A 22,779-nucleotide genomic window follows, 5' to 3' on the forward strand; every position below is an offset into this window, starting at 1 on the left:
CGATCAGCATCCCGTCGTGCAGAACACCCTCCAGCGCCGAAGACGCCGTCTCAAAGATCTTGTTCATTTCGCTCCCCTGGTCCGGCTGGCTGACCGGACATATCCGCACGGAACGGCTCCGCTCCGGAGAGTCGCCCCAAGTGTGCGAGAGTATACCGCCAGTTTGATATCGGTCAAACCGCTTTGGCGCCGACCGGAAGCCCTTGCATCGGGATGCCGTGCGGCGCTGGATCAGGCCTTCTTCGCGGCGGCAGCCTTCTTCGTGGGCGCCGTTTTCTTGGCAGCTGTCTTGCGACGGCCCTTGCCTTTCTTGGCGGCCTTTTCTTCGATCAGGAGCGCGGCCGCCTCAAGCGTAAGGTCTTCAGGCTCGGTGCCCTTGGGGAGGGTGGCGTTGATCTTGTCCCATTTCACGTAAGGGCCGTACTTGCCCTCCATGATTGCGACAGGGCCGCCCTGATCCGGATGCTCGCCAAGCTCGCGCAGGGTTTTGGCGGTGGCACCGCGCCCGCCGCGGCTTGCGATTTTCTCGGCCAGGAGTTGCACTGCGCGGTTCATGCCCACGGTCCAGACCTCGTCGATGCTCTCGAGGTTGGCGTTCGTCCCACCGCGTTCGGAGGTCGAGGCCGCGTGTTTCAGGTACGGCCCGTAGCGCCCGATGTTGGCCCAGACCGTGACGCCATCCTCTGGGTGCGGGCCGATCTCGCGCGGCAGAGACAAGAGCATCAAGGCCTGCTCAAGATCAACGCTCTCGGGCGGCCAGTCCTTCGGGATCGATTGGCGCGGCGGCTTTTTGTTGTCTTCAGTCACCTCGCCGCGCTGCACATAAGGCCCGAAGCGGCCCTTGAAGGCAAAGATCTTGTCGCCCGCGTCCTCGCCGAGCAGTTTGCCCTCGGGGGGGATGCCGCTGTCGTCCTCCTCGCCCGGCGGGCCGAAGGCGCGGGTATAGCGGCACTCGGGGTAGTTCGAGCAGCCGATGAAGGCGCCGCCCGAGCGTGCCGTGCGCATGCTGAGCCGCCCGGCGCCGCAATTGGGACAGAGCCGCGGGTCGGTGCCGTCCTCGTTGGGCGGGAAGAGATGCGGCTCCAGCACCTCGTTGATCTTCTCCAGCACTTCGGTGATGCGCAAATCGGCTGTTTCAGCGATGGCGGCAGAGAAATCGCGCCAGAAGCGGCGCAGCACCTCTTTGTACTCGGCATCCCCCGCGCTGACATCGTCGAGTTCGTTTTCCAGATCGGCGGTGAAGCCGTAGCCCACATACTTGCGGAAGTAATTCTCCAGAAACGCCGTGACGAGGCGCCCCTTGTCCTCGGGGATCAGGCGGTTCTTGTCCTTGCGGACGTATTCGCGGTCCTGGATCGTTGTCACGATGGAGGCATAGGTCGAGGGGCGCCCGATACCGAGCTCTTCCATCTTCTTGACCAGTGTCGCCTCCGTGTAGCGGGGCGGGGGCTGGGTGAAATGCTGCTCGGGCGTGACGGCGCGTTTGTCCATCTTGTCGCCCTCGTCGATCTGCGGCAGGCGCTTGTCGTCCTCATCCACGACATCGTCGCGGCCTTCTTCATAGACCCGCAGGAAGCCGTCGAAGAGCACCACCTGACCGGTCGCGCGCAGTTGCACCTGGCCATCGGCGCTGCCCACGTCGACGGTGGTGCGCTCCATGCGCGCGGCTTCCATCTGGCAGGCCAGCGTGCGCTTCCAGATCAGATCATAGAGCTTGCGCTGGTCGGCATCGGAGGTCTTGAGATCCTCGGCCTTGACCATCATGTCGGTGGGGCGCACGCATTCATGCGCCTCCTGGGCGTTCTTGGCCTTGTTCTTGTACATGCGCGGTTGGCTGGGCACGTAGTCCTTGCCGTAGAGCGTCTCGATCGCGTCGCGGGCGGCCTGTACGGCTTCCGGCGCCATATCGATGCCGTCGGTCCGCATATAGGTGATGTAGCCCGCCTCATAGAGCCGCTGCGCGGTGGACATGCACTGCCGCGCGCCCATGCCGAACTTGCGGCTGGCCTCCTGCTGCAGGGTCGAGGTCATGAAGGGGGCGGCGGGGTTGCGGTTGGCGGGCTTGGCCTCGACCGATTGCACCGTGAGGTCGCGGGAGGTGATCGCCTGCACCGCCATCTCGGCCTGGGTTTCGTTTGCGATGTCGAACTTGTCGAGCTTCTTGCCTGCGAGCACGGTGAGGCGCGCTTCGAACTCCTGCCCGCGCGGCGTGGCAAGCAACGCCTTGACGGACCAGTATTCGCGCGCGCGGAAGGCCTCGATTTCCATCTCGCGCTCGACGATGAGCCGCAGCGTGACCGACTGCACGCGACCTGCGGATTTCGCGCCCGGCAGCTTGCGCCAGAGGACCGGCGACAGATTGAAGCCCACCAGATAGTCGAGCGCGCGGCGCGCGAGGTACGCCTCGACCAGTGGCATGTCGACCTGGCGCGGGTTCTGCATCGCCTCGGTCACGGCCTTCTTCGTGATCTGGTTGAACACCACGCGGCTGACGGGTGTGTCCGATCTGATCGACTTGCGCTTGGTCAGCGCTTCCTGCAGGTGCCAGCTGATCGCCTCGCCTTCGCGGTCGGGGTCGGTCGCGAGGATCAGCGCGTTGTCGTCTTTCAGCGCGTCAGCGATGGCCTTGACGTGTTTCTTGCTGTCGGAGGCGACCTCCCAGAGCATCTCGAACTCGTTCTCCGGATCGACGGAGCCATCCTTTGGGGGGAGGTCGCGCACGTGCCCATAAGAGGCGAGCACCGTGTAGTCGTCACCCAAATATGCGTTAATTGTCTTGGCTTTAGCCGGCGACTCCACAACTACTACTGGCATTTACTCGGGCACCTCTGGGTCGAATTCCGCACGTCCATGTTGAAGCGAGATGTGCTGTGCGGCCGGGTTTGTCAATCTGATCGACCACATCGTGGCAAAAAAACGTTACAGTCGGCAGGGCGGTCTGCTGCAGGAATTCGCACCTGCTTCGAAGGGGCTTCAGCCCCGTTTCAGCCCGGGGGTTGAGAAGGCTCAGACCTTGGAGAGCAGACCGCCGGACCGGCGTGCGATCTTGCCGTCCAACTCCAGATCGAGCAGGGCGGGTGCGACATCGGCGGGGGCGACGGCCAGGTCGCGGATCAGCTGGTCTTCGGCGAGTGGAGCAGGGCTCAGGCGCGAGAGGATCTGCCGGTGCAGCGCGGCCACCTCGCGCAGCGCCCGGTTTTTCTTTGGCGCGGGTTTGACCGCCGGTTCCAGTGGCAGTTCAGGCGTCTCCCCGCTGAGCGGGGTCAGCGCTTCGAGCACGTCCGCTGCCGACCGGACCAGCGTTGCGCCATCGCGGATCAACTGGTTGCAGCCTGCCGCGCGCGCATCGAACGGGCTGCCCGGCACGGCAAGGACCTCGCGGCCTTGATCAAGCGCATCGCGCGCGGTGATCAGGCTGCCGGATTTTGCCGCGGCCTCGACCACAACGGTCGCGCGGCTGAGGCCAGAGATGATTCGGTTGCGGCTGGGAAAGTGTCGGGCGGTCGGTTGCAGCCCCATCGGCTGTTCGGAGAGCCGCAGGCCGGTTTCGGCAATCTGCCCTGCCAACTCGGCGTTCTCCGCCGGGTAGATCACATCAACCCCACCGGCCAGCACCGCGACGGTTCCGGTGGGCAGGGCGGCTTTGTGCGCCGCCGCATCGACCCCGCGCGCGAGGCCCGAGACCACGATGTAGCCCGCCTCGCCCAGATCGCGCGCCAGCGCTTTTGCCATGCGCGTCCCCAGAGACGAGGCGTTCCGCGCGCCCACAAGCGAAATCATCGGTCGCAGAATCATCTCCGCTGCGCCGATGACCCATAGAAAGGGCGGTGCATCCTCGATTTCATCCAGCGTGGGGGGGTAGGCCGGCGTGCCCTGCATGATCAGACGCGCACCGGCTGCCCGCGCTGCCTTCAGTTCGGACGTAATGACACCTTCGGGGCAGACTTCATAGTCTTCAACGCCGGCGGCACGCGCTACCTCAGGCAGCGCGGCCAACGCGTTCTGCGCCGTGCCGTGTTCAGTCAGCAGTCGTTTATACGTCGTTAAGCCAACCCGGCGGGATCGCAAAAGACGGAGACGGGAAAACTGTTCGTCTTCCGAGGTGGGTGGGAGTGGGGGGTGAGTGGAAGAAGGATTGTGGTCCTTTTCAGTCATCCTCATCTCCGTCCTTTACGAGAATCAGATTTACGCGGAGATGGTTAACAACCCATGAATCAATGCAGGGTTGTGCTATCGCTATTTCTGGGGAGGCGCCCCGGATCATGAGGCCGAGCCTCCCACGGTCAGCCCGCCGATCATCAATGTGGGCTGGCCGACGCCCACCGGCACCCACTGGCCCGCCTTGCCGCAGTTGCCCATACCGGGGTCGAGCGCCATGTCGTTGCCGATGGCCCGGATGTGCTTGAGCGCCGTCGCCCCATCGCCGATGAGCGTGGCGCCTTTGACCGGCGCGCCGACCTTTCCGTTTTCGACCCGATACGCCTCGGTACAGGAAAAGACGAACTTGCCGTTGGTGATATCGACCTGGCCGCCACCGAACCCCACGGCGTAGATGCCGTCCTTGAGGTCCGCGACGATGTCGCCGGGGTCGCTATCGCCGCTCAGCATATAGGTATTGGTCATACGCGGCATCGGCGCGTGGGCATAGCTTTGGCGCCGCCCGTTGCCCGTGGGCGCCACGCCCATGAGGCGTGCATTCTGCCGGTCCTGCATGTAGCCTACCAGTATGCCGTCTTCGATCAGGGTGTTCTTGCCCGAAGGCGTGCCTTCGTCGTCGATGGTGATCGAGCCGCGCCGGTCAGGGATGGTGCCATCGTCGAGCACGGTGACACCCGGGCTTGCGATCCGCTGACCCATGAGCCCCGCGAAGGCGGAAGATCCCTTGCGGTTGAAATCCCCTTCGAGCCCGTGTCCGATGGCCTCATGCAGCAGGATGCCCGGCCAGCCGGGGCCCAGCACCACATCCATCACACCGGCCGGCGCGGGGACGGCCTCGAGGTTCACGGTAGCGATGCGCAGCGCCTCGCGAATCTTCGATTGCCAGTCCGCGGGATCAAGCAGACCGTCGAGCCCGACGCGCCCGCCGCCGCCGACCCCGCCGGCTTCGCGGCGCCCGTCCTGTTCGACAATCACCGAGACATTCACCCGTGTCATCGGGCGCACATCGCGCACCGATTGCCCATCGGGCCGTAGAATTTCGACCTCCTGCAGGCTGGCGGCGATAGTGGCCGAGACCTGAACCACGCGCTTGTCCAGATCGCGGGCGTAGGCGTCCATCGCGCGCAGGGTCTCGACCTTCACCGGGAAGGCCGCACCCGCAATCGGGTCGTCATCGGTGTAGAGCCGGGTGTTTGTGGGCTGCGGCGCATCGGCAAGCGTGCCGCCGCCATCGCCCACCGCGAGGCGTGCGGTCTCGGAGGCGCGCATCAGCGCTGCTTCAGAAATCTCGGTGGAATGGGCATAGCCCGCCACCTCGCCGCAGACCGCGCGCAGCCCGAAGCCTTCGGAGGCGTCGTAGCTTGCTGTCTTCAGCCGCCCGTCATCGAAGACCAACGCCTCGGACCGGCGTCGTTCGAGAAACAGCTCGCCATCGTCCGCACCGTCAGTCGCCGCGCGCAGGATGCGCAGCGCGGCCTCGCGGTCCAGGGTCTCTTGGAAAGGCCGGAAGGCGGTATCGGACATGGGATCGGTCCTCCAGGACGGTGTGAAAAATGGAGTCAGCGTCTCTATGACGCAAGCTCAACTCTTTATCTCGTGATCAGAATATGATTGTAAGAGCGCAGATTACAATGTGCGGACGGGTGCGCAGACCTTCCCGCATGGGCAAGACAACACATGATCCCAAGATCAGGACGACACATGAAACGTTTCTTCACTCTCTCAGGTTTGATGGCGGGACTGGCCGCGAGCACGGCCCGGGCGCAGGACAACCTCGAAGTCATCGGCGCGCCCGTCGACGGGAAGATGGGCTTCCAGCCCGCCGCGACCGAGCTGGCGCGCGACCTGCAGTGGCTCGACGGCATGATCCTCGTGATCATCACGGCCATCACGCTGTTCGTGACCGCGCTCATGGCCTGGGTGATCATCCGCTACAATGCCAAGCGCAACCCCACATCGGCCTCCTTTACCCACCACACCCCGGTCGAGGTGGCCTGGACCGTTGTCCCCATTGTCATTCTGGTCTTTATCGGGGCGTTTTCGCTGCCGGTCCTGTTCAAACAGCAGGAGATCCCGGAGGCAGACATCACCATCAAGGTGACCGGCTACCAGTGGTACTGGGGGTATGAGTATGTCGACGAAGGCTTCGCCTTTGACAGCTATATGATCGGTGCGCCGGCCACTGGCGGGCAGAACAAGAAGACACCGGAAGTGATCGCACAGCTGGAAGAGGCGGGGTACTCGGAGGATGAATTCCTTCTGGCCACCGACACCGCGGTCGTCATCCCGGTGAACAAGACCATCGTGATGCAGGTCACGGGTGGCGATGTGATCCATGCCTGGACCATCCCGGCTTTCGGCGTCAAGCAGGACGCCGTGCCCGGTCGTCTGGCCGAGCTGTGGTTCAAGGCGGAGCAGGAAGGCATCTACTTCGGTCAATGCTCCGAGCTTTGCGGTATCGCGCACGCCTATATGCCGATCACCGTGAAGGTGGTCTCGGAAGAGGCCTATGCGGAATGGCTCGAAGAGGCGCGCGAAGAGTATGCGGGCATTCCCCGGACCCGTGTGATCGCTTCGAACTGACCGGTTGGGCGGGCTTTCAGGCCGCCCTTGTCTCTCACAGCACGCAAGGCGCATGAATGGCGGACGCTAGCTATACCACGCAGGAGTACGACACGCAGCTGGGCGATTACTTCGCGCTGATGAAGCCGCGCGTGATGTCGCTTGTGGTGTTCACTGCGCTTGTCGGTCTGCTCGCCGCGCCTGTCTCGGTGAACCCGGTTGTGGCATTCTGCTCTATCCTCTTCATTGCCATCGGGGCAGGGGCCTCGGGTGCGCTGAACATGTGGTGGGACGCAGATATCGATGCGGTGATGCGCCGGACCGCGAAACGCCCGATCCCCTCGGGTCGGGTGCCGGCGGGCGAGGCGCTGTCGCTTGGCATCGCGCTCTCCGGTCTTTCGGTGATGATGCTGGGCCTCGCCGCCAACCTGCTGGCGGCAGCCCTTCTCGCCTTCACCATCTTCTTCTACGCCGTCATCTACTCCATGTGGCTGAAACGCTCGACGCCGCAGAACATCGTGATCGGCGGGGCTGCGGGCGCCTTCCCACCGGTGATCGGCTGGGTCGTCGCCACCGGCAGCTTCTCCATCGAGGCCTGGTTGATGTTCGCGCTGATCTTCATGTGGACGCCGCCGCATTTCTGGGCGCTCGCCCTCTTCATGAAGTCCGACTACGACGATGCCGATGTGCCGATGCTGACCGTCACGCACGGGCGCAAGGCGACCCGGCTGCACATCCTCGGCTATACCGTCCTGCTTGCGGCACTTGCTGTCGGCACCGGGTTCAGCGCCATCGGCGGGCCGCTCTATTTGGCCGTTGCCGTAGTCCTGAACGCCCTCTTCCTGAAGGGCGCCGTAGAGATCTGGCGCCGAGACGAGGCGCAAGCCGAGGCCGATAGCTACGCGGTCGAGAAAAGAGTCTTTCGCCTCTCGTTGTGGTATCTTTTCGCGCACTTTGGTGCGATCCTGATCGAAGCGATGGCGCGCCCCTTTGGCCTTGGAGGCTGGTGACGATGGCATTCCGACCCGAGCATGAGCTGCACACGCGCCGCAGGGGCCGCAATGTGGGCGTCGGGCTGCTGCTGGGCGGCTTTGTCGTGCTGATTCTGGCGCTGACCGTCGCCAAAGTGACCAATGGAGATTTCGAACTGCCCAAAGCAGAGGAGTTGTCGCAGTGATCCGCCTCACCGGACCCGCAAAGACCGTTGCACAGACCGTAAGCCTTGTGGTCGTCATGGGCGGCCTCGCCTGGGCCTCGGTGCCGTTCTACGATTGGTTCTGCCGGGTCACGGGCTTCGGCGGGGTAACAGGGGTTTCCGAGGTGGCCCCCGACGACGTGCTCGACCAGACCATCACCGTGCGCTTCGATGGCTCGCTGCACAGCAATATGGCCTGGGAGTTCAAGCCTGTGGAGCGAGAGATGGAGGTCCGCATCGGCGAGACCGGGCTTGCCTTCTACGAGGCCTACAACCCCACGGACCGGCCCATTGCAGGCTCGGCCAGCTACAACGTGACCCCCTACCAAGCGGGCGGCTTCTTCAACAAGATCCAGTGCTTCTGCTTCGAAGAACAGGTGTTACAGCCGGGGGAGCGGGTGGAGATGCCGGTGACCTTCTATGTGGACCCGGAGATCGTGGAGGACCGCGACGGCAAGTTCATCCACACGATCACGCTGTCTTACACCTTTTATGAAATCGACCTGCCCGAGGGGTACGCCTCGCTGGAGCAGACAGACCAACCCTCAGACACAAGTCTGAACTGACCACCATAAGGCAAGGGACGAGGCCATGGCCCAAGAAAAGAACCACGACTACCATATTCTGAACCCCTCGATCTGGCCGCTGCTGGGCGCGCTCGCGGGGTTCATCATGCTATTTGGCGCCGTGCTCTGGATGCAGTCGGTCACGCCCTGGATGTTCTGGATCGGCTTTGTCGGCGTGCTCTACGTGATGTTCGGCTGGTGGGCCGAGGTCGTGGCTGAAAGCCGGATTGGCGATCACACACCCGTCGTGCGGATCGGCCTGCGCTATGGCTTCATCCTCTTCATCATGTCCGAGGTGATGTTCTTCGCGGCCTGGTTCTGGAGCTTCTTCAAGCACGCCATCTACCCGATGAGCGAATACGCGGGCACCGAATACGTGCAGCCTGAGATCTACCATGTGGACGCGTTCCACCTGCCGCTGATCAACACGCTGGTGCTGCTTCTGTCGGGCTGTGCCGTCACATGGGCGCACCATGCGCTGGTGCATGGCGGCCCGCGCAAGGACGTGATCAACGGTCTGGGCATCGCAGTGGTTCTGGGCGTCGCCTTCACCGTGCTGCAGGGCTACGAATATTCCTATCTGCTCTATCAGGGCTGGGAGTTCGGGGGCGACAAGTTCTTCTCCAACTTCTTCATGGCCACAGGCTTTCACGGTGCGCATGTGATCATCGGGACCATCTTCCTGGCGGTCTGCTGGTTCCGTGCGATGAAAGGCCACTTCACCGCCGAGAAGCACATCGGCTTCGAGGCCGCTGCCTGGTACTGGCACTTCGTCGATGTGGTCTGGCTCTTCCTGTTCTTCGCCGTCTACATCTGGGGTGTGGGGCAGATGCCCGGCGCGCACTAGGCGCCTGTCCAAAGACAAGAGCGAAGCGCGCGGTTTCCGCGCGCTTTTCACGTGAAGAGGGGAGATCATGCGGCTTTGGTTCGGGTTGATTGTCGGGATGATCGGGGTGGGCATCCTTGTCAGCCTCGGGATTTGGCAGGTTCAGCGCCTCGCGTGGAAAGAGGACCTGCTGGCGCGCATCGAGAGCCAGATCGCAGCGGACCCTGTGCCACTGGGGGTCGCTCAGAATCAAACAGCCGAAACGTCCCGCCCGGCGGGCGCCGCCGGGCAGCGTCGGGAGAGTGCGGGTCATCTGTCAACGGTGCAAATGCCAGAGCTCAATCGTTACAGCCCCGTTACCATGACCGGCAGTTTCGACACCGATGCTCCGCCGATCCGGGTGCTGGCCTCACGCAAGACCGTGGGCGCGGTCTACCGCATCATCCGCCCGTTTCAGGCCGAGGGGTACGGGCGCATTCTGGTGGATACAGGGTGGATCGTGGATGACGCGGGCGCGCCGCCTCCGCCGCCGGACGAACAGCTCACCCTTGTCGGCAATCTCGACACGCCGAACGAGGCCGACAGCTTCACCCCGGCGCCCGATCTTCAGGGGAACATCTGGTTTGCCCGCGACGTGCCCGAGATGGCGCGCGCCCTCAGCACCGAGCCCGTGCTCGTCGTGCTGCGTGAGACGCCGGAAACGGACCTCGGCGTGACGCCCTGGCCGGTAGACACGGCTGGTATTCCGAACGATCACCTGCAATACGCCATCACGTGGTTTTCCCTGGCGGTGATCTGGGGGGCCATGACCGTGTATTTCCTGCTGCGCACGCGACGCAGCGCGCGCTGAGAGGGACGAGCGATGCGCTATATCTCCACCCGTGGCACGGCCCCCGTGCTGAATTTCGAAGAGGCGATGCTGACCGGACTCGCGCGGGACGGCGGGCTCTATGTGCCCGAGGTGATCCCGCAAATGGCGGTCGCAGATATCGCGCGGCTCGAAGGGTTGAGCTATGAGGCGATTGCCTATCGCGTGATGCGCCCCTTCGTGGGGGATGTCTTCACCGACGAGGAATTCGAGGGGATCATCGCGCGCGCCTATGCAGGCTTCGGCCATGCGGCGCGTGCGCCGCTGGTGCAGCTGGATCAGGGGCATTTCCTGCTGGAGCTGTTCCACGGGCCGACGCTGGCCTTCAAGGACTTTGCGATGCAGCTCATCGGGCAGATGTTCCAGACAGCCCTGGCCCGGCGGGGCGAGCGTGTCACCATCGTGGGCGCCACGTCAGGCGACACCGGCTCCGCCGCCATCGAGGCGTTCCGGGGTCTCGATAGTGTGGATGTCTTCATCCTCTACCCGCACGGGCGCATCTCGGAGGTGCAGCGACGGCAGATGACGACGCCCACGGAAGACAATGTGCACGCGCTGGCGATGGATGGCGATTTCGATGACTGCCAGGCGCGGCTGAAGGATATGTTCAACGATTTTGCCTTCCGCGATGAGGTCAGGCTGGCGGGCGTGAACTCGATCAACTGGGGCCGGGTGCTGGCGCAGGTGGTCTATTACTTCTCTTCCGCCGTGTCGGTGGGCGCGCCGCACCGCAAGGTCAGCTTCACTGTGCCCACGGGCAATTTCGGCGATATCTTCGCAGGCTACATCGCCAAGCGCATGGGGCTGCCCATCGATAAGCTGGTGGTGGCCACGAACCAGAATGACATCCTCGACCGCTGCCTGAAGGGCCAAGGCTATCACAAGGGTGAGACGGTGCCCTCGATCAGCCCGTCGATGGATATTCAGGTCAGCTCCAACTTCGAGCGCGCGCTCTTCGATGCCTACGACCGCGATGGCAATGCGGTCTCGCAGCTGATGGAGGAGCTGAAGGCGGGGGGCTTCGAGGTCAGCCAGGGGGCGATGGAGGTGCTGCAGTCGCACTACCTCTCGGGCCGTGCATCGGAAGAGGAGACGATGGCGACGATTGCACGCACGCTCGAGACAACCGGCGAGCTGCTCTGCCCGCATACGGCGATCGGTGTGAAAGTCGCGGACGAGCATCGCGTGACCGGCACGCCGACGATCACGCTGGCCACCGCGCATCCGGCGAAGTTTCCCGATGCGGTGGAACAGGCCACGACGCAACGGCCCCCCTTGCCCCCCCGTATGGCAGACCTGTATGAACGCGCGGAACGGGTGAGCCGGGTGCCGAATGATCTGGGGGCGCTCACGGCGCATATCAAAGGGCTGAGAGCTGCGTGACACTGAACCAACACCGCCTGCCGAACGGCTTTCGTATCGTCACTGAAGAAATCCCCGGGCTCGCCTCGGCCTCCGTCGGCATCTGGGTGACCGCGGGCGCGCGCCACGAGACGCCGCAGCAGAACGGCATCGCGCATTTTCTCGAGCATATGGCCTTCAAGGGCACTAAGCGGCGCACGGCCTTGCAGATTGCAGAGAGCATCGAGGACGTGGGCGGCTACATCAACGCCTACACCAGCCGTGAGGTCACGGCCTACTACGCGCGGGTGCTGCAGAACGACGTGCCGCTGGCGCTCGATGTGATTGCCGACATTCTGCTGAACCCGACGCTGGAAGACGCCGAGATCGAGGTGGAGCGGAGCGTGATCCTGCAGGAGATCGGGCAGGCCCTCGACACGCCGGACGATGTGATTTTCGACTGGTTGCAGGAAGAGGCCTATCCCGACCACCCCATGGGCCGCACCATTCTGGGACCGTCGGAGCGGGTGTCGAAATTCACCCGCGCCGATCTTCAGGGCTTCATTCAGCAGCACTACGGCCCCGAGCAGATGATTCTCGCGGCCGCGGGCGCGGTGGATCACGAGGCGATTGTGAAACTGGCCGAAGAGCTTTTCGGGGCGATGCAGGCGCGGCCCGTGGTCGACGCGGATGCGGCGCGGTTTCTGGGCGGCGAGCGGCGGCAGCCCAAGGCGCTGGAGCAGGCACATTTTGCCCTGGGCTTCGAAAGTCCGGGCTATCGCGACGACAGCATCTATACCGCGCAGATCTATGCCTCCGCTCTCGGCGGCGGCATGTCGAGCCGTCTGTTCCAGGAGATCCGCGAGAACCGGGGGCTGTGTTATTCGATCTTTGCCCAGGCGGGCGCCTATGCGGATACCGGTATGACGACGATCTATGCGGGGACCAGCGCCGACCAGCTGCCGCAGCTCGCTGAGATCACCATCGATGAGATGAAGCGCGCGGCGAGCGATATGTCGCCCGCCGAAGTGGCGCGGGCGCGGGCGCAGATGAAGGCGGGGCTGCTGATGGGGCTGGAGAGCCCCTCCACGCGCGCCGAACGCCTGGCACGGCTGGTGCAGATCTGGGACCGCGTGCCGCCGCTGGAGGAGACCGTGGCGTTGATCGACGCGGTCACCACGGGCGATGTGCGCGAGTTCGCGGAAGGCATGGCCTCGGCGGCCCCTGCGGCGCTGGCGCTTTACGGGCCGATTGATGCGGCGCCCAGCCTCGCGCAATTGCAGGAGCGGCGGGCGGCGTGATCCTGCGCGGGTTTCGGAAACTCCGCATCGAGACCGAACGGATGACCCTGCGCCCGCCCATCCATTCGGACTTTCGGGCCTGGACCAGCCTGCGGTCGCAGAGCCGGGACTATCTGAGCGCCTGGGAGCCGAGCTGGGCCAAGGATCATCTGACGCGCAAGGCCTTCACCAACCGTGTCTATTGGGCGCAGCGCTCGGTCTCGGGGGGGACTGCGCTGCCGCTGTTTCTGATCCGGCGGCAGGATGACGCACTTCTGGGCGCCATCACGCTCGACAACATTCGCCGCGGGCCCGCGCAGGCCGGCACGCTGGGATACTGGACAGGCGAACCCTTCGCCCGGCAAGGGTACATGCGCGAGGCGATCACGGCATTGGTTCATCATGCCTTCACGCAGCTGGATCTGAGCCGGATCGAGGCGGCCTGCTTGCCGGAGAATGTCGCGTCTCGCGGGCTGCTGGAGACCTCGGGGTTCAAATACGAAGGGGTGGCACAGAGCTACCTGCAGATCGGTGGGCGCTGGCGCACCCATGTGCTTTATGCCGCGCTGCGCAGCGACCGGCGCGGCAAGACCGGCGCAGGATAAGGCCGCCGTCGCCGGATCAGTTCAGCGCTTTGAGCAACACAAGCGGCGGGATCGGTGGGCCGGGGCGCAGTTTCTTGACCACCGGGGGCGCGGCTGGAACAGGGGCTGGTGCAACCGGCTGGACGGGCACGACCGCCTGCGGGACAATCGTCGGCGCCACAACGACGGGCGCCTGCGTCCGCGCGATCGCCGCCTTCTTCTTGGCTTTCAGGATCACAATGCCTTGTGCGTCGGCTGGGGTACCGATGCTGAGCACACTTGCGCAGAGCGCGGCGAGTGTCGTCCACTGGGCGGTTCTTTTGATCATCTGAGACTCTCCGGTTGGCCTGAGAAAAAATGGGTTTCAGCCTTCTTAATGACATGACCGTCATTAACTGAAATATGGTCTCTGTGCATCCCCAAACAAGAGGCGTGGCGCCTCCGGGCGGATTCCCGCTGTGACGGCCTCGCTTCAAGGTGTGGGACAACGCGCGACGGCCCGCCAGTGCACAGCAATTTGGCAGGGCGGCCGTCAGAACCGCGGTGATCACAGATCAAACGCGGCAGATGATTTTCGACCCGGCCACTCTAGCTTACGGTGGGGAAGACAAAGGGAGACAGGTGCATGTTGAGAATGATTGCCGCGGTCTTGGCCTTGTTGCCGGGCGCGCTTTTGGCGCAGGTGGAGACGCGCACGCCGAGCCACTGCATTGCCTTGGCCGAGACGCCGGGGCTGGAGTATGTGGTGCCTGCCAGTCTTGGGCCCGTGGCTGAGGAGACGGTGCGCATCCACTACATCGCGCACGCCAGTTTTCTGATCCGCAGCCATGGCGGGCTGAACATGGTCACGGATTACACCGGGTTTACCGGCTCAGCCCCGCTGATCCCGGATGTGGTGACGATGAACCACGCCCATGACACTCATTGGACGGCCAATCCCGACCCCGCGATCCCGCATGTGCTGCCCGGCTGGGGGCCTTTTGGCGAGGGAATTTCGCATCATCTCGATCTCGGAGAGGTACTGGTGCGCAACGTCTCGACCGATATTCGTTCGCAGTTTTCCGGCGTCGAGGAGAACGGGAATTCGATCTTCGTGTTTGAGCTCGCGGGGCTTTGTGTCGGGCATCTGGGGCATTTGCACCACGAGCCGGATCCTGAGCAATACGCCGCTTTGGGGCGGTTGGACGTGGTCATGGCGCCGGTCGATGGGGGGTACACGCTGGATCTGCCGACGATGATCCGGATCCTCAAGCGGCTGCGGTCGTCCGTCGTGATTCCGATGCATTGGTTCTCGCTCTACGGGCTGGATGAGTTTCTGGCCGGGATGGCGGATGAGTTTGCCGTGGTCGAGGTCGGCGGGCCTGCGCTCGATATCTCGCTCGACCGTCTTCCGGGGCGCCCCACAGTGATGGTGCTGCGTCCGCAGCTTCTGAGCGAGTAGGCCTCTTGCATCGCCCCGCGCCGCGGGGGATCAAGGCGTATGGATCTGAATTCCGCCGATTCCGCCTTTGATGCGTTGCTGCGGCAGCATTTGCCCCAGGATGCGGTGCGGCCGTCCGAACCGCGTTATCTGGAAGAGCCGCGTGGGCGGTATCAGGGCCGTGAGACGCTGGTGGTGCTGCCGCGCTCGGTCGACGAGGTGGCAACGGTGGTGCGGCTGGCCGGTGAGGCGCGGGTCGGTGTCGTGGCCTATGGCGGCGGCACAGGGCTGGTTGGCGGCCAGATCTCGCCCGAGGGGCCGTTGCCGGTGATCCTGTCGCTGGAGCGGATGGCGGCGATCCGGGGCGTCTACCCTCAGGAGAACGTGCTGATTTGCGAGGCGGGCGCGGTGCTCGCTGATGTGCAGTCGGCGGCGGAGGCGGCGGACCGGCTCTTCCCACTGTCGCTGGCCTCGGAAGGCTCAGCGCGGATTGGCGGTAATCTGGCGACCAATGCGGGCGGCACGGCGGTGCTGCGCTATGGCAATGCGCGGGAGCTGTGCCTGGGGCTGGAGGCCGTGCTGCCGGACGGGCAGATCTGGCACGGGCTGAAGCGGCTGCGCAAGGACAACACGGGCTATGATCTGCGCAACCTGCTGATCGGGTCGGAAGGCACCCTAGGCGTGATCACGGCGGCGGCGCTGAAGCTGAGCCCGAAGCCGGCCGCGCGGGGCACCGCGATTTTTGTGGTGCCGTCGCCCAAGGCAGCGCTGGGACTGCTTGCCTTGGCGCAGTCGCAGCTGGGTGAGTTGGTGAGCGGGTTCGAACTGATCAGCGGCCAGGGGCTGGCATTTCTGGCGGAGACGGTACCCGAAGTACGGCAGCCGTTTGCGGCGCGTCCGGACTGGTCGGTGTTGATCGAAGTGGGTCTTGTGGCAGGTCTGGATCCGCAGGGTGCGCTGGAGCAACTCTTCATCGCGGCATCTGAGGCTGGCCTCACGCTGGATGGTGTGATCGCGCAGAGCGTGCAGCAGTCGGGTGAATTCTGGTCGGTACGCGAACACATCCCCGAAGCGAACAAGCGGGTGGGCGCTGTGATCTCCAGCGATGTCTCGGTGCCGCTTGGGGCGATCCCGGAGTTCATTGAGGTGGGACGCGAAGAGATCGCGAAGATCGGCGCTTTCCGGATCAACTGCTTCGGTCACGTGGGCGATGGCAATCTGCATTACAATGTGTTTTCGCAGCCGGGTGGCCGCGCGGCGGATCATGCGAACCAGCGGGCGGCGCTGCAGCGAGCGGTGCATGATCTGGCGCACCGGTTGGGGGGCTCGGTCAGTGCGGAGCATGGGGTCGGGCGGTTGAAGGTGGAGGATCTGGAGCGTTATGGCGATCCGGCGAAGCTCTCGGCGCTGCGCGCGATCAAGGCAGCCCTGGATCCTTTGGGCATCATGAACCCGGGCGCTGTCTTGCGAAATTGAGGCGCTGACGCGCCACGTGATGTTTTTCAAATCCCTCCGGGATTTGGTTTGGGCGCTCAGAGCCCGTCGAAGGCGCAGAGCGCGTGCACATCCATGCCCATGGCTTCGAGACGCTTGCGCCCGCCGAGATCCGGCAGGTCTATGACGAAGGCGCAGGAGACGATCTCACCGCCCAGCCGTTCGAGCAGCTTGATACCGGCTTCCGCCGTGCCGCCGGTGGCGAGCAGATCGTCGACGACCAGTACCTTTTCCCCTGCGGTGATGGCGTCGTCGTGGATTTCGACGATGGCCTCACCGTATTCCAGCTTGTAGTCTTGGCTGATCGTGGTTCCGGGCAGCTTGCCCTTCTTGCGGATTGGTACGAAGCCCACGGAGAGCTGGTGCGCGATGGCGCCGCCGAGGATGAAGCCGCGCGCCTCCAGCCCCACGACCTTGTCGATCTGCAGGCCCGCATAGGGGTGCAGCATCTGGTCGATGGCCATGCGGAAGCCGCGCGGGTCCGCGAAGAGTGTCGTCACATCGCGGAACATGATCCCTTCATGGGGAAAATCGACGATGGTGCGGATGTAGTCGGCTACGGTTTTCATGTGGCTCTCCGAAGGGTGGCTGTGAGCACGCCCATGCCCACCAGCGTGGCGCCGCCGGCGCGGGTGAGCCAGGCGATGATGCTCGGTCGCTCGATGGTGCGGCGTATGCGATCGGCCAGCAGCGCATAGGCCAGCGCATTGATCGCGGCCAGGGTGCAGAACGTGGAAATCAGGATTGCGAACTGCGGCAGCAGCGCCGCGCTCGGCTGGATGAACTGCGGCACGAAGGCGATGAAGAAGGCGATGGATTTGGGATTGAGCGCGGTCACTGTTGTGGCGTGACCGAAGACGCCACGGGCGCTGATCTCGGCGGTCGGCAGAGACAGACCATGCGAGGGCGCTGAGCGGATCAGTTTGATGCCGAGCCAGACAAGATAGACCGCTCCCACCCATTTGAGGAGTGTGAAGAGGGTGGCGGAGGCCAGAACCACTGCGCCGAGGCCGGCAAGCGAGGCGCTCATGGCGATGAAATCCCCCAAGGCGACACCGCCCGCAGAGGCAATGGCGACAGAGCGGCCCTTGCTCAGCGCATAGCTGAGCACCAGCAGCACCGTGGGCCCGGGGATGAGCAGGAGGGCGGTCGAGGCGGCGACGAAGGTCAGCCAGAGATCAAGAGGCATGTGGGTCTCCGTTGCAGATCAACCGGTCCAGTTAGACCCGTGGCGATGCCGTGCCGTCAAGAGAATATCGGGGCTGGCCGGCGATGCGCTCACTCAGCGTAGTGTCGGCGCAACGCCATGATATCCTGAGGCTGCAGCCGGGTCAGCGTGTTGCCATTTTCGGCGAAGATCGACCGCGTCGTGTACCAGCGATTGTCGATGTCGGTCAGCAGCCCCATCGCCTGAACCAACTCCTCCAGCACGATGGACGGGATGTCTTCACGCCTGATGTCGCGGGCGAAGAGGATGATGGCGCGGGTGATCTCTGCGCGGCTGTTCCACCAGACGTGCACGTAGCCCGCGCCGATCTCGACACCCTCAAGCTCGGGGTCGATACTGCCGTCGAGCCGCGCGTTCTCGGTCAGCGCGACGAGGTGAACGGCGATATCCGGCCGCGTACCGTCCGGTGGGCGCCGCAGCACCAGCCCGACATCGGCGGCGTTGATCTCGTCGATGGCGTTCGAGAGCGCGTCGCGGATGAGGGCCTGCCGTGAGGTTGGGAAGTCGGGGTCGACTGCAACAACTCCGACCGTGAGATTCGCCGCAACTGCCGCGGGCCAACGCACAATCGGGTCCTTACAGGCGCCCCCCGGCGGGGCGGAGCAGGCCACCAGGCGGTAGAAATCCTCATCCGGCAGCGGCCCCTCGGGCACCGAGACATAGTCTTGCGCGGCTGCCGGCAGTGCGATGCAGAGTGCCGCAGCCAGACGCGCGCGGATCACAACACACGGCCTGCCACGGCGTCGAGCTTGCCGACCAACTTTGCGTCACGCGCCTCGGGCGCGGTGAGAATGGCATGCTCCAGCGCGCGGTCGCATCCGTGCGGGCAGGGGGGACGTTCTGGCCCGAGGATCGCGGGCAGGCGGCGCACCATATCGCGGCCTTTCTCGGCGTTGCCCATGAGCGTGGCGATGATCTGCGTGACGTCGACCTCGCCGTGATCCGGATGCCAGCTGTCATAATCCGTGATCATGGCGCAAGACGCGTAGCAAAGCTCGGCTTCGCGGGCGAGCTTGGCCTCCGGCATGTTGGTCATGCCGATTACGTCGCAGCCCCAGTGTTCGCGGTACATCTTGGATTCCGCGAGGGTAGAGAACTGCGGGCCTTCCATGGCGAGGTAGGTGCCGCCCTTATGCACTGTGATGCCCGCGTCTTTCGCGGCGGTCTCACAGGCATCCATGAGGCGCGGGCAGGTGGGGTGCGCGACGGAGACATGGGCGACGCAGCCGGTGCCGAAGAAGCTCTTCTCGCGGGCAAAGGTGCGGTCAATGAACTGATCGACCAGCACAAAATCGCCCGGCGCCATCTCCTCGCGAAACGACCCGCAGGCGGAGACGGAGATCACATCGGTGCAGCCCAAGCGCTTCAGCGCGTCGATGTTGGCGCGGTAGGGTACGGTGGTGGGGCTGTGGATATGGCCGCGGCCGTGGCGCGGCAGGAAGGCCATCTCGGTTCCGCCCAACGTGCCGGTCAGGATGGCGTCCGACGGTGCACCCCAGGGCGTCTCGACGGTGGTCCATCGGGCGCCTTCCAGCCCGTCGATATCATAAATGCCAGAGCCGCCGATCACGGCGATCTTGGGTGCGGTCATGAGGCGGCTCCGTTTGTTTGCAGGGCGGATCTTGGCGGGAATGCACGGTGAAATCAATGGGGTGGGACATTTGATTTTTGGTGAGCGGCGCGCGCGTCACTCCCGCCGGATGATGCCGGTGATAGCGGCCGCTCCCAGAGCGGTAACGATCCAGCCGGCAATGGACAGGAAAAACCCATAGCGCCAAAGCCGCTGCCCCCAAACCTCGCGGTTGGTTGATGGTGCCCACGCGTCTGTCTGGCCCAGATCGATGATCGGGATCACCAGATCGGCCCCGTAGGCATAGCGGTTGAAGGTGGCCCAGTCGCGTCCCGGACCGTCTCGGGCAGACCAGGTTTCAGCCGGACTCGGAACCGTGTTTTCCAATGCCGACCAATCGTCCGATGTCAGAATAACTGCGGAGTTCGGAGCCATGCTGCCTTCCTCCCACGCCATATGCGCCAGCCACGTTGCGAGCAGCGTCATCCCGCCCAAGATCCAAAGACTTCGAAAGGGTCGGATGCCGTAGCCGACGATCAAACGCAGCAAGAGGTCAATTGCGAGGCGCCAGAGGTTTGTCATATCACGCCATAGCCCTTTCAAGGCGACGTCAATATCGCCCGTGGGTGCGATGCGGCTTTGCTCTCTGTGATGCCTTCGCCTTTGCCTTTCAAGATCGAACAAAACGCTTTGCGCGTCCTTATCGTGGCCGATCTCGCGGTAGACCTTGGCTAACTGCACGTAGGGTTGGGGAAGGAACTCGTGGCCCCAAGTGCTGCCCTTGGCCAACCAGTCAAGCCGGTCTTTGACGCGTGGGAACGCAGTATTCTCAATGCGCGTGTAGGTGAAGCCGTCAAGAATGAGTTTGTCTTTGGAAGGCCAACTACCTGGATCGTCCACCAGAGTGTCGGCGTGTGCTGAGTTCAGATCTACTAAACCTCCGTCTGTAGTTACATCGCGGAAGAAAAAACCGTCAGCTATCTGTGCTCCTTGGGCACCTAGAGCCGTCCCCGAGGAGGCGTTGAAGCCTGCCCCCATGCAGGAAAGCTGCCCGTCAATAGTAGCGCCGCTGATATTGACAGTTGCCGTTGCCTCGATATTGCGAAAAACGATACTTCCCCTCACCCGCGCACTATGTGCATTCAATGCATCGCCGGATGCAGGTTTGAGGCTAGCGCCGGTACTATCAAGGTACCCGCCAATTGTGGAGCCGGCGAGATGAACGGTACTCTTTGCGACTATGTCACGAAGGAAGACATCGCTGTTGATTTGCGTGCCTTGGAAATTGAGAGCGTGGCCCGAGGTTGCTTTGAACTCGGAGTTATCACATGCCAGTTGCCCGCCAATAATGCCACCGCCAATATCAACGGTGTCCTCGGCGGTTGTGTCGCGGAGAAAGACATCGCCGGTCACCTGTGCACCTTGCGCGTTTAGCCTCGGAAAAACGCTGTGATTTAGAATGAGAAGTTGCAGGTTGGCCTGCCTAGCTAGGATTGGCGCTTCAAATCTGCAAAGTATCAGACCCGTCACCCCGCGCGCGGTGGCGAGGCTCAGGTCCAAGAGGCCGGTTACATGTGCACCATAAACGTCGACGCCCCAGTCGGCGGTCGGATGCTCCTCGCAACCGCCGGTGATGAGGTAGCGTAGGACGTCGGCGCGGATGTGGACTTGCGGGTCTGGCGTGCCTTTCAGCGGTACTTCGTCGCCGAGGTGGCATGGCTCGCCTGCGAGGCAGCGGGCTAGAAGTTCTTCTTCGGCCGGGGTGGGGCCGCCTAGGATGTCGTCGATGTCGGCGCGGGTGCGGATCAGGGGCATAACGGTCAGGTGCTCAAAAAATTGCTTAAAACTGCGCCGCAAGGCGGTGTTTGCGAGCGTGTGCCGCCTCACTGTGGCGCATATTCTTGAAATCGTCACCCGGGTCTTGCAAGACGACGGGGTTTCCTTTTGGGGGCAAAGCGTCTAGGGAGCCGCATTCCGGGCCCATTCGGCTCGTTTCTTTTCAGGCAGAATTTGAGGCTATTGCATGGCGCGGACCACGTTCAGCACCTTTACGAAAAATCTTGACGTCACCGATCTGCGCTGGATGCCGGGGGACGGGTTCTCGCCGCAGCGGCTGCGGATCGAGCTGCTCTCAGGGCTGACGGTGGCGCTGGCGCTGGTGCCCGAAGCGGTGGCCTTTGCCTTTGTCGCGGGTGTGCATCCGCTGGTGGGGCTTTATGCGGCGTTTCTTGTGGGGCTGATCACCGCGCTCATCGGCGGGCGCCCGGGGATGATTTCGGGCGCCACCGGTGCCTTGGCGGTCGTGATGGTGTCGCTGGTAGCGACGCATGGGGTCGAATACCTCTTTGCGACCGTGGTGCTCATGGGGCTCTTGCAGGTCTTTGCGGGGGTGATGCAGTGGGGCAAGTTCATCCGGCTGGTGCCGCATCCGGTGATGCTGGGCTTCGTGAACGGGCTCGCGATCGTTATCTTTCTGGCGCAGCTCGGACAGTTCAAGGTACCGGGGACGATGGAGAACACCGGGCATGGCATCGGCGGCGGAGAGTGGCTGTCGGGCCCGCCGCTGTACCTCATGCTGGCGCTGGTGGCGGTCACCATGGCGATCATCTGGGTGATGCCGCGGATCACGCGGGCGATCCCGGCGCCACTGGCGGGGATCGGGATCGTCGCGGCGATCGTGATTGTCTTCGGGCTGGAGGTGCCGCGGGTGGGCGATCTGGCCTCCATTCAGGGCGGGCTGCCGAGCTTGCATATCCCGATGGTGCCGCTGACCTGGGAGACCTTCGAGATCATCCTGCCCTATGCGGTGATCCTTGCGGCCATTGGGTTGATCGAAAGCCTGCTGACGCTGAACCTGGTGGGCGACATGACCAATCAGCGGGGCGGTGCGAGCCAAGAGTGTATCGCGCAGGGCGTGGCCAATACGGTGACCGGCTTCTTTGGCGGCATGGGCGGCTGTGCGATGATCGGCCAGTCGATGATCAACGTGAAGTCGGGCGGGCGCACGCGGGTCGCGGGGATTGCCGCGGCGGTGTTTTTGCTGCTGTTTATCCTTGTCGGTTCGCCCTTGATCGAGCAGATTCCGCTGGCCGCGCTGGTTGGCGTGATGTTCATGGTGGTGATCGGGACCTTTGCCTGGAACAGCCTCACGATCTTGCGGAAGGTGCCGTTCACGGATGCCTTCGTGATCTTGCTTGTCACGGTTGTAACGGTGATGGAAGACCTCGCCGTTGCGGTGGTTGTGGGGGTGATCGTGAGTGCGCTCGCCTACGCTTGGAACAATGCGCGGCGTATCTATGCGACAACCCGCGAGTCGCACACGGAGAAGGGGGCCAAAGTCTACGAGATACACGGCCCGCTGTTCTTCGGATCCGCCGATGGGTTCATGGAGCTTTTCGATGTGGCGGCAGATCCGGACACCGTGATCGTGGATTTTGCCGAGAGCCGGGTTGTGGACCAATCGGCGTTGCAGGCCATCGAGGCGATCGCCGCCAAGTATGAGGCGGCCGACAAGACGCTTATGCTGCGGCACCTCAGCCGGGATTGTCACCGGCTGCTGAACAAGGCGGGTCAGCTGATGGTCGATAGCGACGACGATCCGGACTATGCGCTCGCGGTGGATTATTCGGTACGGACCGGGATGCTGGGCGGTCACTGACGGCAGGCGGCGCTGTTGGCCCAATGGGC

General features: G+C 63.8%; 21 protein-coding genes. 12 read left to right on the top strand and 9 right to left on the bottom strand.

What is annotated here, in order from left to right; genetic code table 11:
- Positions 1 to 231: 231 nt before the first annotated feature.
- The 3 genes from topA to tldD all read right to left on the bottom strand — a co-directional run bounded on the left by topA (position 232) and on the right by tldD (position 5,682).
- A complete protein-coding gene (gene topA / locus MUB52_RS13860) occupies positions 232 to 2,814 on the bottom strand; it encodes a type I DNA topoisomerase (RefSeq protein ID WP_263844833.1) in 2,583 nt (860 codons plus the stop codon).
- 192 nt (positions 2,815 to 3,006) lie between these two features.
- A complete protein-coding gene (dprA, locus tag MUB52_RS13865; RefSeq protein WP_263844834.1) occupies positions 3,007 to 4,155 on the bottom strand; it encodes a DNA-processing protein DprA in 1,149 nt (382 codons plus the stop codon).
- A gap of 105 nt (positions 4,156 to 4,260) precedes the next feature.
- Complete coding sequence (gene tldD, locus MUB52_RS13870) at positions 4,261 to 5,682, bottom strand: metalloprotease TldD (protein WP_263844835.1); 1,422 nt, start codon at positions 5,680 to 5,682, stop codon at positions 4,261 to 4,263.
- Between the two features lie 177 nt (positions 5,683 to 5,859).
- Here tldD and coxB point away from each other — a divergent pair, with 177 nt between their 5' ends.
- The 9 genes from coxB (at position 5,860) to MUB52_RS13915 (ending at position 13,401) form a co-directional block, all read left to right on the top strand.
- On the top strand, positions 5,860 to 6,741 hold the full coding sequence (gene coxB, locus MUB52_RS13875) for a cytochrome c oxidase subunit II (RefSeq protein WP_263844836.1): 882 nt from the start codon (positions 5,860 to 5,862) through the stop codon (positions 6,739 to 6,741).
- A gap of 56 nt (positions 6,742 to 6,797) precedes the next feature.
- Positions 6,798 to 7,730 carry a heme o synthase gene (gene cyoE, locus MUB52_RS13880; RefSeq protein WP_263844837.1) on the top strand — a complete coding sequence of 311 codons (933 nt, stop codon included), beginning with the start codon at positions 6,798 to 6,800 and terminating at the stop codon, positions 7,728 to 7,730.
- Between the two features lie 2 nt (positions 7,731 to 7,732).
- Positions 7,733 to 7,897 (top strand): cytochrome C oxidase assembly protein, encoded by a 165-nt coding sequence (locus tag MUB52_RS13885; protein WP_263844838.1) that lies wholly within the window; start codon positions 7,733 to 7,735, stop codon positions 7,895 to 7,897.
- Complete coding sequence (locus tag MUB52_RS13890) at positions 7,897 to 8,481, top strand: cytochrome c oxidase assembly protein (protein WP_263845008.1); 585 nt, start codon at positions 7,897 to 7,899, stop codon at positions 8,479 to 8,481. The genes MUB52_RS13885 and MUB52_RS13890 overlap by 1 nt, the downstream gene beginning before the upstream one ends.
- 25 nt (positions 8,482 to 8,506) lie before the next feature.
- On the top strand, positions 8,507 to 9,328 hold the full coding sequence (locus tag MUB52_RS13895) for a cytochrome c oxidase subunit 3 (protein WP_263844839.1): 822 nt from the start codon (positions 8,507 to 8,509) through the stop codon (positions 9,326 to 9,328).
- 67 nt (positions 9,329 to 9,395) lie between these two features.
- Positions 9,396 to 10,157: an SURF1 family protein gene (locus MUB52_RS13900; RefSeq protein ID WP_263844840.1), complete on the top strand. Its 762-nt coding sequence runs from the start codon at positions 9,396 to 9,398 to the stop codon at positions 10,155 to 10,157.
- 12 nt (positions 10,158 to 10,169) lie between these two features.
- Entirely contained in the window at positions 10,170 to 11,558 is a 1,389-nt protein-coding gene (gene thrC / locus MUB52_RS13905) for a threonine synthase (protein ID WP_263844841.1), read from the top strand.
- Positions 11,555 to 12,817: a M16 family metallopeptidase gene (locus tag MUB52_RS13910; RefSeq protein ID WP_263844842.1), complete on the top strand. Its 1,263-nt coding sequence runs from the start codon at positions 11,555 to 11,557 to the stop codon at positions 12,815 to 12,817. Before thrC ends, MUB52_RS13910 begins: the two co-directional genes overlap by 4 nt.
- A complete protein-coding gene (locus MUB52_RS13915) occupies positions 12,817 to 13,401 on the top strand; it encodes a GNAT family N-acetyltransferase (RefSeq protein WP_263845009.1) in 585 nt (194 codons plus the stop codon). Before MUB52_RS13910 ends, MUB52_RS13915 begins: the two co-directional genes overlap by 1 nt.
- Positions 13,402 to 13,417: 16 nt before the next feature.
- Here the strand turns inward: MUB52_RS13915 and MUB52_RS13920 are convergent, their stop codons facing one another.
- Positions 13,418 to 13,708 (bottom strand): hypothetical protein, encoded by a 291-nt coding sequence (locus tag MUB52_RS13920; protein ID WP_263844843.1) that lies wholly within the window; start codon positions 13,706 to 13,708, stop codon positions 13,418 to 13,420.
- A 297-nt stretch (positions 13,709 to 14,005) separates the two neighbouring features.
- Here MUB52_RS13920 and MUB52_RS13925 point away from each other — a divergent pair, with 297 nt between their 5' ends.
- Positions 14,006 to 14,821: an MBL fold metallo-hydrolase gene (locus tag MUB52_RS13925; RefSeq protein ID WP_404818227.1), complete on the top strand. Its 816-nt coding sequence runs from the start codon at positions 14,006 to 14,008 to the stop codon at positions 14,819 to 14,821.
- A gap of 39 nt (positions 14,822 to 14,860) precedes the next feature.
- Positions 14,861 to 16,276, top strand: a complete 1,416-nt coding sequence (locus tag MUB52_RS13930) for an FAD-binding oxidoreductase (protein WP_263844844.1) — start codon at positions 14,861 to 14,863, stop codon at positions 16,274 to 16,276.
- 56 nt (positions 16,277 to 16,332) lie between these two features.
- Here MUB52_RS13930 and MUB52_RS13935 read toward each other — a convergent pair whose 3' ends face one another.
- The 5 genes from MUB52_RS13935 to MUB52_RS13955 all read right to left on the bottom strand — a co-directional run bounded on the left by MUB52_RS13935 (position 16,333) and on the right by MUB52_RS13955 (position 20,907).
- Positions 16,333 to 16,863 (bottom strand): adenine phosphoribosyltransferase, encoded by a 531-nt coding sequence (locus tag MUB52_RS13935; RefSeq protein WP_263844845.1) that lies wholly within the window; start codon positions 16,861 to 16,863, stop codon positions 16,333 to 16,335.
- Positions 16,860 to 17,483, bottom strand: coding sequence for a LysE family translocator (locus MUB52_RS13940; protein WP_263844846.1), 624 nt, complete (start codon positions 17,481 to 17,483; stop codon positions 16,860 to 16,862). The genes MUB52_RS13935 and MUB52_RS13940 overlap by 4 nt, the downstream gene beginning before the upstream one ends.
- 89 nt (positions 17,484 to 17,572) lie before the next feature.
- Positions 17,573 to 18,244 (bottom strand): DUF2927 domain-containing protein, encoded by a 672-nt coding sequence (locus MUB52_RS13945; protein ID WP_263844847.1) that lies wholly within the window; start codon positions 18,242 to 18,244, stop codon positions 17,573 to 17,575.
- The gene (locus tag MUB52_RS13950) at positions 18,241 to 19,113 is read right to left on the bottom strand and encodes an S-methyl-5'-thioadenosine phosphorylase (RefSeq protein WP_263844848.1); all 873 of its coding nucleotides are present in this window, start codon (positions 19,111 to 19,113) and stop codon (positions 18,241 to 18,243) included. Before MUB52_RS13950 ends, MUB52_RS13945 begins: the two co-directional genes overlap by 4 nt.
- Before the next feature lie 96 nt (positions 19,114 to 19,209).
- On the bottom strand, positions 19,210 to 20,907 hold the full coding sequence (locus MUB52_RS13955) for a hypothetical protein (protein WP_263844849.1): 1,698 nt from the start codon (positions 20,905 to 20,907) through the stop codon (positions 19,210 to 19,212).
- A 208-nt stretch (positions 20,908 to 21,115) separates the two neighbouring features.
- Here MUB52_RS13955 and MUB52_RS13960 point away from each other — a divergent pair, with 208 nt between their 5' ends.
- The gene (locus tag MUB52_RS13960; RefSeq protein ID WP_263844850.1) at positions 21,116 to 22,750 is read left to right on the top strand and encodes a SulP family inorganic anion transporter; all 1,635 of its coding nucleotides are present in this window, start codon (positions 21,116 to 21,118) and stop codon (positions 22,748 to 22,750) included.
- Positions 22,751 to 22,779: the final 29 nt, after the last annotated feature.

This window comes from Roseobacter sinensis (assembly GCF_025755255.1).
Classification (GTDB): Bacteria; Pseudomonadota; Alphaproteobacteria; order Rhodobacterales; family Rhodobacteraceae; genus Roseobacter; species Roseobacter sinensis.